This window comes from Pedobacter cryoconitis, assembly GCF_003259615.1.
Taxonomy (GTDB): domain Bacteria; phylum Bacteroidota; class Bacteroidia; order Sphingobacteriales; family Sphingobacteriaceae; genus Pedobacter; species Pedobacter cryoconitis.
Map to the genome: position 1 here is coordinate 83,641 of NZ_QLLR01000001.1, position 12,770 is coordinate 96,410.

At 39.7% G+C, this 12,770-nt stretch carries 11 protein-coding genes; all 11 read right to left on the bottom strand.

What is annotated here, in order from left to right:
* Positions 1-87: 87 nt before the first annotated feature.
* The 11 genes from LY11_RS00355 to LY11_RS00405 all read right to left on the bottom strand — a co-directional run bounded on the left by LY11_RS00355 (position 88) and on the right by LY11_RS00405 (position 12,571).
* Positions 88-2,211, bottom strand: coding sequence for a carboxy terminal-processing peptidase (locus tag LY11_RS00355; protein WP_245952529.1), 2,124 nt, complete (start codon positions 2,209-2,211; stop codon positions 88-90).
* A 149-nt stretch (positions 2,212-2,360) separates the two neighbouring features.
* The gene (locus LY11_RS00360; RefSeq protein ID WP_111631758.1) at positions 2,361-3,611 is read right to left on the bottom strand and encodes a sulfate adenylyltransferase subunit 1; all 1,251 of its coding nucleotides are present in this window, start codon (positions 3,609-3,611) and stop codon (positions 2,361-2,363) included.
* Positions 3,611-4,516: a sulfate adenylyltransferase subunit CysD gene (gene cysD / locus LY11_RS00365; RefSeq protein ID WP_111631759.1), complete on the bottom strand. Its 906-nt coding sequence runs from the start codon at positions 4,514-4,516 to the stop codon at positions 3,611-3,613. Before cysD ends, LY11_RS00360 begins: the two co-directional genes overlap by 1 nt.
* Before the next feature lie 10 nt (positions 4,517-4,526).
* Positions 4,527-5,231 carry a phosphoadenylyl-sulfate reductase gene (locus tag LY11_RS00370; protein WP_111631760.1) on the bottom strand — a complete coding sequence of 235 codons (705 nt, stop codon included), beginning with the start codon at positions 5,229-5,231 and terminating at the stop codon, positions 4,527-4,529.
* Position 5,232: 1 nt separating this feature from the next.
* On the bottom strand, positions 5,233-6,729 hold the full coding sequence (locus tag LY11_RS00375; RefSeq protein WP_111631761.1) for a TSUP family transporter: 1,497 nt from the start codon (positions 6,727-6,729) through the stop codon (positions 5,233-5,235).
* Between the two features lie 3 nt (positions 6,730-6,732).
* A complete protein-coding gene (gene cobA, locus LY11_RS00380) occupies positions 6,733-7,530 on the bottom strand; it encodes a uroporphyrinogen-III C-methyltransferase (RefSeq protein ID WP_111631762.1) in 798 nt (265 codons plus the stop codon).
* Positions 7,520-9,616, bottom strand: a complete 2,097-nt coding sequence (locus LY11_RS00385) for a nitrite reductase (protein ID WP_111631763.1) — start codon at positions 9,614-9,616, stop codon at positions 7,520-7,522. Before LY11_RS00385 ends, cobA begins: the two co-directional genes overlap by 11 nt.
* Positions 9,617-9,860: 244 nt before the next feature.
* Positions 9,861-10,580: a hypothetical protein gene (locus tag LY11_RS00390; protein ID WP_111631764.1), complete on the bottom strand. Its 720-nt coding sequence runs from the start codon at positions 10,578-10,580 to the stop codon at positions 9,861-9,863.
* On the bottom strand, positions 10,577-10,954 hold the full coding sequence (locus LY11_RS00395; protein ID WP_111631765.1) for a GntR family transcriptional regulator: 378 nt from the start codon (positions 10,952-10,954) through the stop codon (positions 10,577-10,579). Before LY11_RS00395 ends, LY11_RS00390 begins: the two co-directional genes overlap by 4 nt.
* Position 10,955: 1 nt before the next feature.
* A complete protein-coding gene (locus LY11_RS00400; RefSeq protein ID WP_111631766.1) occupies positions 10,956-11,735 on the bottom strand; it encodes a hypothetical protein in 780 nt (259 codons plus the stop codon).
* A gap of 5 nt (positions 11,736-11,740) precedes the next feature.
* The gene (locus tag LY11_RS00405; RefSeq protein ID WP_111631767.1) at positions 11,741-12,571 is read right to left on the bottom strand and encodes an ABC transporter ATP-binding protein; all 831 of its coding nucleotides are present in this window, start codon (positions 12,569-12,571) and stop codon (positions 11,741-11,743) included.
* Positions 12,572-12,770: the final 199 nt, after the last annotated feature.

Sequence of the window (12,770 nt, forward strand, 5' to 3'; positions counted from 1 at the left end):
ATTCGGTTAGTCTTGTTCGGTAATAGTTAAAATGAAAGAAGCCGTTTAATTTGATTTTAAACGGCTTCTTAAGATAGTATTTTAGGATTAAACTGTAGGCTTCAATTGAATATAATCTGCCATTACTCTTAAAGTTTCATCTTCTAAGAAATCAAAATTTTCACTCTTTTTGATTTTATCACCCTTTTTAACTGGTGGCAATCCTCTTGTAGCTCTCAATTTATTGGTTTTTTCTAAAGCTTTAACCTCCAGCACTTCCCTTTCTGACTTCAGTTTATTCTCATTCAAAGTAACTGAAGTTTCCAGATTACGTTTTTTCATGTCTGCAATATCCTGAACCAGAATCTTGTAATCCAGCGATTTATCCATCCTTGTTTCATGCAGTTTAGCCAGTTCTGTTCTCAGTGCAGCCAGGTTAGCCACCGGTACAAAATCCGATTTCTGGATCTCATCCCAAGGTAAAGCAGAAGCTTCTGTATCCTCACCTACTTTATCCATTGGATAAAAAGAAGGTAAAGTAATATCCGGCATCACCCCTTTATGCTGTGTACTGCTACCATTTACACGATAAAACTTAGCGATAGTTAAATTGATTTGCCCTAATTGAGGAACTTCAGCTGTTTGAACAGGTTTACCTGTACTATCCAATTTGACTAAGCTAGCTAAACGCTCCAAAATCGAAGGATTAACCAGTTTATTTAAATCAATCGGCTGCTGTACAGTCCCTTTACCATAAGTCTGTGTTCCGATAATCACCCCTCTTCCATAATCTTGTATTGCACCTGCAAAGATCTCAGAAGCAGAAGCAGTTGTACGGTCTACGAGCACTCCAAAAGGCCCACTCCACGCTACACCAGGATTTTCATCACTATCTACTTCAACCTCTCCTTTTTGATCTTTCACCTGAACAACAGGCCCCTGATCAATAAACAAACCAGTAAGGTCAATGGCTTCCAGCAAAGACCCTCCGCCATTACCGCGAAGATCCATCACAATCGCATCCACTTTATCTTTATTTTTCAGGGTATCAATTAATAGTTTAACATCACGTGTTGTGCTTTTATAGTTAGCCTCTTTAGCTATTGCAGCTTTAGAATCTATATAAAACGCAGGCACACTAATGATTCCTACTTTATAAGGTTTGCCATTAGAATGGATGGTTTTCACTTCTTTTTTAGCTGATTGATCTTCCATTACAATCTTCTCCCTGGTGATCTCTATAATCACAGGTTTTGAAGACATATCATGGCCTACAGGGATAATTTTCAACCGGACTACAGTCCCTTTAGGGCCTTTGATTTTTGCAACAGCATTGTCCAGTCTCCAGCCAATAATATCTTCAAATTCACCATCCGCTTGTGCAACTCCAATAATCCGGTCTCCTGCATGCAGTTGTTTACTTTTATAAGCCGGCCCGCCTGGTGTCACTTCTGCAATTTTCAACACATCATTTTCAGATTGCAGATAAGCACCAATCCCTTCTATCGAACGGGACATCTGCTCATTAAACTGACTGGCATTAGATGGATTAAAATAGTTGGTATGCGGGTCTATAGCTCCTGTAAAGGCATCCATCAATACCTGAAACACATCCTGATTATTCAACTTAGAAGATTGTAACTTCAGGTTTTTGTATCTTTTGGTCAATGTTTCCGCATTTTTAGCATCCGAGGTTCCCGCCAGCTTTAAATTAACCAGTTCATATTTAACTTTCTTTTTCCAAATATCATTCAGCGTAGCAATTGAAGTTACCCAGGGCATTTTCTCCCGGTTAAAAACATAGGTATCCTGCTGATTGAAATCATATTTATCTTTAATATGCGCCATCGCATAATCCAGCGTTTCATTATATCTTTTGGAATAAATATTAAAGATATAAAATGGGGCACTCAGATCACCGTCTCTGAAAGAATCGTCCAGTGTTGTCCTGAACTGCTCAAAATCTTTAATATCTGAAGCCAGGAAATAATTACGGTAAGGATCCAGTGCTTTGATATACTTATCCAGTACAATCGAAGAGATAGAATCATTTACTACTATCTTTTTATAATTGTAATTTTCTATCAGTGCAACGACCTGTCTTGCAACCAGGCTTTGCTTTTGATCAGGCATAATATTTGGAATACCCTCAACCACCTGTTGTGGCTTTGGAGTAGCCTGGCAGGCCAGAACGGCTGCAGTAAAAGTTGCCACTAATATTCTTTTTAACATCTCTTTAAATAATTTAAAATCCATCCTTGTAACAATAGCTAAATATAATGCCAGTTTATCACTATCTAACTATAAAATCCTTTTCTATCAAAAAAGGGACAAACGTTTTGGTTTATCCCTTGCTGTTTATCATTAAATGTCATTTATTTTTATTCAACTATAGCTCTGAACATCAGTGCACCTACCGTTAAATTGGTACGTCCGTCAATTAAAATCGCCGAACCATTGGCCTTATTTTCAGTGTATAAATCAAAAGCCAGTTCATCAGCCGTTTTAATAACCACACGTCCTATATCATTTAATTTGAACTCATGAGTTTCCTCTTTTTCTAAAGTATTGATATTTACTTTATGCAGGATTTCTCTGATCTTACACTTGGTCAGCTTACTGTTATGCTGTAAGAAATAAGTAATAGAATCATCCATCGGCTTATTATCCATCCAGCACAGGTCAGCCTCTATCAATTGAGAACGCTGTGGCAGATAACTTGAATTGACCAGTACGTCCCCCCTGCTAATATCAATATTATCTTTCAGGTGTAAAGTAACAGATTGCCCGGCGGTCGCTTCCTGTGGAGTCTGCTCAAAGATTTCAATCCGGTCAATGACAGAACTATTGCCCGAAGGCAGCACAGTTACTTTATCATTCACCTTAAAAGCACCACTCAAAATCCGGCCTGCATAACCTCTGTAATCATGCAGCGCTTCAGTTTGCGGACGAATAACCCATTGCACAGGCATCCTTGCATAATGCAGATCCTGATTTACTGTCACTTCCACCGTTTCCAGAAAATCCAGCAAACTGGTTCCTTTATACCACGGCATATTTTCAGAAGTATGGACAATATTATCCCCTTTTAAAGCACTTACCGGGATAAAAGTAATATCCTGTAAATTCAGCTTCGCGGCCATCTTTTTATAGTTTTCAGTGATCGTATTAAATACTTCTTCACTGTAACCTTCCATATCCATTTTATTGATACAGATCACTACGTGGCTTACCCCAAGTAAGGAAACCAGGTAAGAATGCCTGATGGTCTGCTCTACCACACCATTTCTTGCATCTACCAGGATGATAGCCAGATTAGCTGTCGATGCACCGGTAACCATATTACGGGTATACTGAATATGACCAGGTGTATCTGCAATAATAAACTTCCTTTTCTCAGTCTGAAAGTACTTATAAGCCACATCAATAGTGATCCCCTGTTCTCTTTCTGCCCGCAGCCCATCGGTTAAAATAGCCAGATCAATTGTACCGTCATCGTTTTTGCGGTTCGACTGCTGTAAAGCTTCCAGCTGATCTGCCAGAATAGAACCCGTATCATATAATAATCTGCCGATCAGGGTGCTTTTCCCGTCATCAACACTTCCTGCTGTAAAAAACTTAAGTATATTCATTAAAAGTATCCTCCTTTTTTGCGGTCTTCCATCGCTGCTTCAGACACTTTATCGTCCAGGCGGGCTCCACGTTCACTTATTTTTGATGCGCTGATTTCCTCTATAATATCATCAATCTGATCAGCATCAGACTCAACTGCTGCAGTACAGCTCATATCCCCTACGGTACGGAACCTCACTTTGCGGTGGGTTACAACATCTGCCTCATCCATATTCAGAAAAGGAGATGCAGCCATCAGTTGTCCATTTCTGGTGATACAATCCCTGTTATGCGCAAAATAGATAGACGGTAAACTCATTTTTTCCCTGCGGATATAGTTCCACACGTCCAGCTCCGTCCAGTTACTGATCGGGAATACCCTTACATTTTCTCCTTTATGGATTCTGCCATTATAAATATTCCACAGCTCCGGGCGCTGACGCTTTGGGTCCCACTGACCAAATTCATCCCTTACCGAAAAAATACGTTCTTTAGCTCTCGCTTTTTCCTCATCCCTTCTCGCACCACCAATACAGGCATCAAAACCGTGCTGCGCGATGGTATCCAGTAAAGTCACAGTCTGCAAAGCATTTCTGCTTGCATTTTTACCTTTCTGCTCAATTACTTTACCGTTATCAATTGATTCCTGCACATAACCTACGATGAGCTTTTCGCCTAAACGTTCTACCATTTCATCCCGGTAGTCAATCGTTTCCTGGAAATTATGCCCGGTGTCAATATGTACCAGTGGAAAAGGGAATTTACCTGGACGGAAAGCTTTTTCAGCAAGCCTGACCAGGGTAATAGAATCTTTTCCGCCTGAAAAAAGTAATGCCGGCTTCTCGAACTGCCCCGCTACCTCCCGCAGAATATGAATGGCTTCTGCTTCTAATTCGTCTAAATAATCTAAATTATATTTACTCATGTGTTTCTCGTTATTTTGTGGCGTGCAAACCACATTCCTTCTTTGACTGATCTTCCCACCACCATCTTCCAGCTCTGAAATCCTCACCTTCCTGAACTGCCCTGGTACAGGGAGCGCAACCAATGCTCGGAAATCCTTTGTCATGAAGGGTATTGTATACAATATTATTTTGCTTAATGTAAGCTTTGACTTCTTCCAGGCTCCAATAAAAGATTGGATGAAATTTAATCAGTTGATTTTCTTCGTCCCATTCCAGGTTTGACATGTCTGTACGGTTTAAAGATTGTTCTGCCCTGATCCCGGTTACCCAGCATTGATTCCCTTTGAGTGCCCTTTTTAAAGGCACGATCTTGCGGATCGCACAACACTCTTTTCTATTCTCAACTGATTCATAAAAACTATTTGGCCCCTTTTTAGAAACCATAGCTTCCAGTGCTGCTTCATCCGGATGATAGGCATAAATAGGCTTTTGATAGTTTTCCAGCGTTCTGTTCCATACATAGTATGTTTCAGGGAATAAACGGCCGGTTTCCAGTGTAAACACTTTTATTGGCAGATCATTGGCAAATATCAAATCCGTAATGACCTGATCTTCCCAGCCAAAACTCGTAGAAAAGGTAATCTGTCCCGCAAATTTCTGCGAAAGGAAAGTCAGGGCTTCCACCGGGCCCATGTCTTTAATCTGCACAGCTATTTCTTCCAGGTACGCTTTCATTTTATATAACTTTTATAATAAACATAATAATACTTCTTAAACTCACTGCGATTACGATAATCCCTACTGCAACCATAATGCTCTTAACCGAGATACGGTTAGAAACTTTTGCAGCTATCGGTGCTGCTAATGCACTGCCGATAACCAATCCTGCTACCGCTTCCCAATGTGCAGACTTCAGCATCGTAATAAACGTCAAGGAGCTCATCAGCGCAATAAAGAAACGGGTTAATTTTACTGTTCCCAGGGAGAACCTGGCATTTCTGCCGCCGGCAATCAGACTGGATAAAACAATAGAACCCCATCCGCCGCCGCCTACAGCATCAATAAAACCACCAAAAAGACCTAATAAAGTGATTTTCTTAATCTTTCCGCCAACTCTCTTTCTGGAAATATTGAAGGCCTTGGAAAGAATCACCCCACCAAGTATCAAAGTATATAAGGAGATAAATGGTTTGATATAAGCTCCATAATGCTCCAGAGAAGACAATAAATAAGCTCCTGCCACTGCGCCCAGAATACCCGGAATAATCAGTAATTTAAACAGTTTCCAGTTGATATTACCCATCCGGTAGTGCATCCAGCCAGCAATACCATTACTCAGTACTTCAGATAAATGGACACCCATACTAGCCGAAGCTGGCGGAATCCCCATAGAAAGTGAAAAAGCAGTAGAAGTAACCCCGTAAGACATGCCTATAGCACCATCTACCATTGCAAAAATAAAACCTCCCGCTAAAAACCAGTAAAACATAGGGTTAATCTCCGCTACATAAGCCTGAAACTCCGGTTCCCTTTGCCAGAAAACAGCAATCAGGACAGCAATTGACAATACAATTGTTAACCAGATGAACCATTTAAACTTAGGGTACGAACTTTTCTGAACAGCGGGCTCTGCAGCGTGCTGAACAGCAGGTTCTACAAGTACCGCGCTCACTTCATTCAGCTTCTTTACTTTCGAACTGAAATCTCCCTGTAAAGTATTTCGTAATGAACTCATTTGCTGCAAAGTAATATCCAGTTCGCCCGGTAGGTTATCATTAAACAATTCTTTTAATCTTTTAGCAATGGTTGGTGATTTGCCATTGGTAGAGATTGCAATTTTCAAATCTCCTTTTTTCACGATAGAACCCAGGTAGAAATCACATAAATCAGGCTTATCAGCCACATTAACCAGTAATTTCAATGCGTGGGCATCACGTATTATTTCTTCATTCAGTGCGTTATTATTCGTGGCAGCAATCACAATATCTGCCTGATGCAGGTCGGTCGCTGTATAACTTTTCTTCAAAAGTTTAACTCGCGGCAAGCGTTTAGCCAGTTCATAAGCCTCTTCATTTATCTCTTGCGCAATCACTGTAATTTCTGCCTGTTCACTCTGACCAAGCACGGCATTCAGCTTTTCAAGACCTACAGGCCCTGCTCCGATGATGACCGTATGCAGCTGATTGAGCTTTAAAAAAACAGGAAATAGTTGATTGCCTTTTAGTTCTTCCACAGGTTATAACTCTTCTTTAATGGCTGCAAAAAAATCTTTGATAGGCTGAAATTGAGGATGCAGGGAAACTACTTCACCAAATACTAAAATGGCAGGTGCCCCGATTCCTTTTTCCAGCACAACTTCTTCAATCGTATCGACAATACCAATCGCCAGTTTTTCTTCTTCAGTAGAACCGCTTTGAATTACAGCAACTGGTAAATTTGCTTTCCCCTCTTGCTTGTAAAGCTTGACAATGTCTTTCAATTTGTTCAGCCCCATCAAAACCACGACTGTTGCCTTGGTACGGACAGCTTCATAAAGGTCATTGGATATTGCACCAGAAGCAGTAGATCCTGTCACCACCCAGAAGCTTTCACTTAACCCGCGGTGTGTAACCGGGATCTGCTGTAAACCAGGTACGGAAATGGAACTTGACAATCCCGGAATCATCTGCGCCGGGATACTATAACCTGCTGCAAAATTCAGCTCTTCATAACCACGGCCAAATACAAATGGATCACCACCTTTCAAACGCACTACATGTCCATAATTAATCGCATAGTCCACCATCAGTTTATTGATCGCTTCTTGTGAATAAGAATGTTCACCAGAACGTTTTCCTACATATACTTTGATAGCATCCGCAGCAGCGTATTCCAATACTTTTTCATTCACCAACGCATCATATAAAACCACATCCGCATCTTTTAATGCGTTTGCGCCCTTCATCGTAATCAGTTCCGGATCTCCCGGCCCAGCGCCAACAAGCGTAATTCTTGGCGCTCTGATTTCTCTTTTTGTTCCTGAATTAATTAACATTTACCTGCGCCTCCCTCTTCGCTCTCATTGCTGAATAAAATTGTGTTGCCTGCTCCAGATAAGCTGTAGCAAACTCTTCTGTCGGTTCATTTTTATTAATTTGCAGGACGAGTTCACTAAAAGTTGAAGGTAAAACTACCTCACCCGTCTCTACAAAGTTGGTATCAAACTCTCTGATTACCCCTGTTTGGGTACTGCTGCTGATACTTTTATCCAGTAACAGTGCTTTTGCGGTATTCACAAATACACTATAGGAATGATAAATTGCATCAGACCAGGCTTTGCCTTCAAAAGCCGAACCTGCCCATAACAGCTTCTCTTCTCCTTCGAGTAAAAGTGTAGCCACCAAATCAATCACTACCCCTGCACATTCGCCTACGCCAATTGCAGTGACAAAGGTTTCTTCATGCCCCCAGTCTACAAACTCTTCATCTTTCAAAGCAGTAAGGTCTGCCAGTGGTTTTAATAACTGGTAAAAGTGATCCTTACCTTTAGCATCATAATACTGGTGGAAACTTTCATCTGCGCCAGAATTCGCATCATAGTCATCCAAAACTGTACGCAGGATGGCAGGTGCCCGTTTAGTTGGCGCTTTGATTACACGTTCGGCTACCCGGCCTACGCCATCGCCTACTGTTCCTCCACCTATCATGACCTGCACCGCAGGCACAACTTTTCCGTTTGCTTTGACTGAACTTCCATGAAATCCAATGTGTGCCAGACCATGCTGACCGCATGAATTCATACAGCCGCTTATTTTTATCTTAATATCTTTATCGTAAATCAGATCAGGATATTCTTCCTGAATTACGGCTTCCAGTACCGCTGCAAGAGACATACTGTTCGCAATTCCTAAATTACAAGTATCTGTTCCCGGGCAGGTCGTAATATCACCCACACTATCAAATCCCGGAACTGCAAAATCCAGTTCATTCAGTGCTTTATATAGAGGAATCAGTGCTTCTGCGCTGACAAATTTCAATAACAAGCCCTGATTCTGTGTAATCCTGATTTCATCTGCCACATAAGGACGTATCGCCGCTACAAATAACCTTGTTTTATCAGTTTTGATGTCCCCTACAGGTACTTTGATATATACTCCATAAAAACCATTTTGTTTTTGCGGAAATACGTTGGTATCCAGCCATCTTTTATAATGCGTTTCATCTGCCGGGCGCTCATTTGACAGCGCTGCAGTTTCTGGCAATACAGGCATTGGTACTGTACCCAGGTCAACCTTAAAAGTTTTTGATTTATTAGCAATAACTTCTTCAGCAATTAAGCGCGTTACTTCTTCTAATCCAAGTTTTTGAACCAGATACTTCATTCTTGCTTTATTTCTGTTGGTTCTTTCTCCGTGACGGTCAAAAACCCTTAAAACAGACTCTGCATAAGGAATCAATTGATCTTCAGGAAGAAAATCATGCACTATACTCGCCAGAAAAGGTTGCGCACCTAAACCGCCTGCAAACATGACTTTAAACCCACGCTCGCCTTTTTCATTCAGCTTCGGTATGAAGCCTAAATCATGAATATAACTGAAAGCGGTATCTTTCTCTGTTGCTGAAAAAGAGATCTTGATCTTTCTGCCCATTTCCTGGCAGATAGGGTTCCTTAAAAAATATTTAAATACGGCCTGCGCATAAGGAGAAACATCAAAAAGTTCCTGAGGATTGATCCCTGCATCAGGCGAAGAAGTTACATTTCTAACGGTATTACCACAAGCTTCACGTAAAGTAATATCATCACGCTCCAGTTCTGCCCACAATTCAGGGGTACGATCCAAACTCACATAATGAATTTGAATGTCCTGCCTGGTGGTTAAATGCAGATTTCCACTACCATATTCATCAGAAACATCGGCAATACGCAATAACTGTTTAAAAGTGACTTTTCCGAACGGCAATTTGATACGCACCATTTGTACGCCCGGCTGCCGCTGACCATAAACACCACGCGCAAGCCGAAGACTGCGAAACTTTTCGTCGTGTATTTTTCCTTCACGGAAGGCACGGATCTTTTGTTCAAGATCTATAATATCTTTTTCTACTACCGGGTTCTCCAGCTCCGTTCTAAAACTTTGCATGTCAATAAATCTTGGTTAAGGATTGTTTTGTTTAAAAGACGTTTTCAGGGTCCATTATTTCAAAGATATATATTATACATAGAATTAGTAGTATTTAATGTAAAAAAAGACTAACTATACTCATTCAAAGCACATTAAATGGTTATTTTGATTTTCAAAGGATAAAATAGTTTGGAAGAAAAGAAAAAGCTGCTGTCTTTGTTCAAGAAGACAGCAGCTTAATTTCAAAATGCTCAGGCCAGATTTATTTAATCATTTGCACGACTCTTCCGTTCAGCGAGACAGTTGCACTATCAGATAACAGATAGTTTGTTTTTACAATTTTCGGATCCAGCATAGTTAGTTTACTGTTTCCAGGGACGTTCAAAATAGCACTGTTGATTTTGGTATCCGAAGAGAGTGTAAGTTCTGCGCCTTCACTTGTTTTAGTTCCAACAATTGCATTTAACGTTTGTACTTCCATACGATGCAGATAAACACTCACATAGGATTCAATCTTCAAATCGAGCTGCCCCAGGTGATACCCTTTCAAACTAATCTCGCTTGAACCATACGGATAGCGTTCGCCTTTTTTAGGTTTAAAATTTGAGATTGTTGCAATCGCATTCAAATTTTTGGTAATAATGATAATACGGCCATTGATCCAGGATGATTTCTTTTGCTTACTCGCATCAGATTCGCCTAAGTGAAGTGTATGCTGGCTGGCTTCGAATTTCACATTATCTTTAATGTCCCGCTCAACCCATATACCTTCCTGAACCCCATACTCAACTTGAACATTCGATAATCTTTCAGTTTGTATATTGAGTTTTTCTATTCCATTAAAAGGGGTAAAATCCATTCCATCAAAACGACTTTTATATTCTCCGGTCAAATAAACTGCTTTAAGGGTATAGTTAAAAGCTACTAAAGATCCCAGTACGATCAGGATAGCTGTGATAATTAACATTGTACTTGTCTTCATGGTTGTTCAGGTTTATTATTGGTTTGGATAAAGGTTTCATAGCGTTGTTTAATTTCTTCTATACTGATTTCCAGCAGAGAGATATTTCTAAAAAACTCAGGGAGTTCCTGTCCCAGGAATTTTTCTTTTCTATAGCTTTTCAGTTTTTCTTTTGCTTCAGGAGCCACAAAGAGGCCAATTCCCCGTTTATTGACAATCACTTCTTTGACTTGAAGGAACTCATACGCTCGCATTACTGTGTTCGGGTTTACCTGAAGATCTACTGCCAGTTCCCTTACAGACGGAATCTTTTCAATCCATTTCTCTATCAGTATATTATCTCCGACAAATGCTGCTATTTGCAGATATATGGCTTCGTTTTCTCTAAATTCCATTCTATACTTGTTTTTCTTTCAGTTTAAAAAATGCTGCCGCCCACAATACAATGGATACTGCAAGGAACATCGTAATCAATACTGCAAAAGACTGATCTGTGGGACTTATAAAATAATAGTCGTTTCTTTCCTGGAGGGATACACCAGCAAATATTGGCTGCATACGTGCATTTGTTTTAAAGAAAAAGCTAATTAATGGCACATTAATCAATTGAAGGGCACCCAGCATAATAAAAATGACAAAAGCTGTTTTGATAAAATGCAACTTTTCAAAAAATACCGCTCCAAGGAAAGCTATGGCATGTAGTAAGCCGTAGATCAGAAATGCTATCATAAATTTATTTTTGCCTTCAACCACGCTAAACAATTCATTTTTCACATTCGGGTTCACATTGCCCAAATAGATCACCAGTGAGTCTACAATAAGATAACAGGTAACGAAAATCACTTGAAATATTAAATAAGAATAAACCCATCCAACAAAAAAACGTTCAAAATTAGATACCGGAAGTGTCAATGCCGGGATAGATCTCTTTTTATCGCTGAGGTCAGCAAATACCATACTGGTAAAAATTGTACCTGATAAAAACATAAAAATAAAGAAGTAGGCAAATTGCGCTTTTACGTCTAACGATCCACCACCCAGGTAAGCTGTAAAACCCAGCATTAAAGATAAAATACCAATCAATACTGCAGTTGAGATCAGATAGGCCTTATAATGTTCTCTTGTATGTTTGTTAAGCAACTTAAAAAAGCGCTGAAAACTAAATATATTGTCCATGTGATTTATTTTAAACTGTCGATAATTGATTGGTTACCAGAAATAATGGCATTAAAAAGCATTTCCATATCAACCCTGCCAAATTTTTGTGCGTTATTAATACTAATTGTATTTACGCCGATTGCATTTTCCTCTACATATAATATCCCGGAAGTATTTGCCTGGGCCGCTGTAGTAAACAGCAACTTTTCTGCAATGTTATCCAGCGAATTGTTCAGTACAATTTCTTTTTCATGCAGTACAACTAAGGTATCGATCAGGCTATCCAGATCTCTGACCTGATGGGTAGAAATGATTACACACCTTTCTTCAGTCAGTGCAGAAGCAATTATTTTTCTGAACTGTATTTTAGAAGGAATATCCAATCCATTGGTAGGCTCATCCATAATCAATAAAGCAGTATTAGTTGCCAGACCAAAGCAGATCATTACTTTTTTCTGCTGTCCAAACGATAACTTGTGCAGTTGCTTGTTATCAGGTACATCAAACTGCTTAAGCATTTTATAGAATTGCTCCGTATTAAAATCCGGATAAAAATGTGCTGTACTTTCCATGAACTGTACGGCAGTGAGTGCCGGCATGAAAAGCTCTTCGGGTATAAAAAACAGCTCTTGTAAAAAAGCTGGTAAACGATCAGCAGCATTGTAGTGGTTCAAAGTACAATGACCGGCTAAAGGATAAACGAGTCCGGCTAAGTTTTTCAGTAATGTTGATTTCCCAGCTCCATTTTTTCCGAGCAGTCCATAAATATGGCCAGCTTCCAGTTTCAGGTTGAGGTTCTTGAACAATAATGAGTTTTTACTGTAGCCAAAGGTTAAGTTAGAAATCTCTATCATGGTTGTAGCGTCTAGGTGTATTAGTTATCTAATACACTACAAATTTATTAAAGTATTTAACTTTTGCAACTTTTATTTATAAATATTTATTACCAGGGGACAGGGCAAAAAAAATACCCGGACATCCACCCGGGTATTTCTTTTATCAACTAAACCTTAACTAGAAAATACTAACCAAATATTTTACTGGCACAAACAT

Bases quoted from the DNA above. Each gene is read 5' to 3' on its own strand.
- LY11_RS00360 (WP_111631758.1), bottom strand. From the start codon at position 3,611: ATGAATATACTTAAGTTTTTTACAGCAGGAAGTGTTGATGACGGGAAA.
- LY11_RS00405 (WP_111631767.1), bottom strand. From the start codon at position 12,571: ATGATAGAGATTTCTAACTTAACCTTTGGCTACAGTAAAAACTCATTA.
- LY11_RS00395 (WP_111631765.1), bottom strand. From the start codon at position 10,954: ATGGAATTTAGAGAAAACGAAGCCATATATCTGCAAATAGCAGCATTT.
- LY11_RS00400 (WP_111631766.1), bottom strand. From the start codon at position 11,735: ATGGACAATATATTTAGTTTTCAGCGCTTTTTTAAGTTGCTTAACAAA.
- LY11_RS00385 (WP_111631763.1), bottom strand. From the start codon at position 9,616: ATGCAAAGTTTTAGAACGGAGCTGGAGAACCCGGTAGTAGAAAAAGAT.
- LY11_RS00355 (WP_245952529.1), bottom strand. From the start codon at position 2,211: ATGTTAAAAAGAATATTAGTGGCAACTTTTACTGCAGCCGTTCTGGCC.
- LY11_RS00390 (WP_111631764.1), bottom strand. From the start codon at position 10,580: ATGAAGACAAGTACAATGTTAATTATCACAGCTATCCTGATCGTACTG.
- LY11_RS00370 (WP_111631760.1), bottom strand. From the start codon at position 5,231: ATGAAAGCGTACCTGGAAGAAATAGCTGTGCAGATTAAAGACATGGGC.
- cysD (WP_111631759.1), bottom strand. From the start codon at position 4,516: ATGAGTAAATATAATTTAGATTATTTAGACGAATTAGAAGCAGAAGCC.
- cobA (WP_111631762.1), bottom strand. From the start codon at position 7,530: ATGTTAATTAATTCAGGAACAAAAAGAGAAATCAGAGCGCCAAGAATT.